Below are 763 nucleotides of genomic sequence, written 5' to 3' on the forward strand. Positions count from 1 at the left end.
CCCCACCAGCGCGGACTGACAGGCCGTCACACCGGCCCCCGCCTGCTTTTGACAATTTGTCCCGACGCCTTGTCCCGGCCGCCCACCTGGCCGGGGCCCCGTCCTATTCCGAAATAATTTCAAGGACTTGGCCGTAAGTCGTGGGTTTGACGCCCGCCCAGCGATGGCACCTGCCTTGCTCAAGGTCCCATCTGGGGCTGGCTTTCTCCCGGAAGCGTGATGGAACTCTTCTTTCGCAAGTACTTCTGGAGCGTGAACCTGTTGTTCATCCTGCTCGTCGCCCTCCTGGCGGCGCGCACGGTGAACCTGTTCGTCGAATCCTCCATCTCCCCCGCGCCCGCGTCCGAGGCTCCCGCCCGCGTCGCGCAGCGCACCCACGCCGCGGACAGCGGCCTGGCCACCATCGACGCGGAGCGCCTGTCGCGCCTCACCGGCGTGAAGCTGCCGGAGCCGGAGGTCGCGGTGAAGGAGCCCACGGCGCCGGAGTTCGACGCCAACGCCCCGCCGGCCAAGAGCGGCCTGCGCGTGAAGCTCCTGGGCACGCTCGTCGCGTCCAACCCGGACTGGTCCTTCGCGTCCATCCAGGACATGACCACGCAGCGGTCGCAGACGTACATGATCGGCAACAACCTGATGGGCGCCACGATCATGGAGATTGAGCGCGAGCGCGTCATCATCAACAACAACGGCCGCCGCGAGTTCATCGACGGGCAGCCCGGTGACGGCGCCGTCGCCGCCTACACCCCGCCTCCCACCGCCACGC

General features: G+C 67.8%; 1 protein-coding gene. It reads left to right on the forward strand.

Features of this window, described 5'->3' with window-relative positions:
• Positions 1 to 219: 219 nt before the first annotated feature.
• The coding region (locus tag D7W79_RS42465; protein WP_276375682.1) for a type II secretion system protein N at positions 220 to 763 on the forward strand (544 nt) is incomplete at its 3' end.

Origin of the sequence: Corallococcus exercitus, from assembly GCF_003611585.1 — a bacterium.
GTDB classification, from domain to species: domain Bacteria; phylum Myxococcota; class Myxococcia; order Myxococcales; family Myxococcaceae; genus Corallococcus; species Corallococcus exercitus.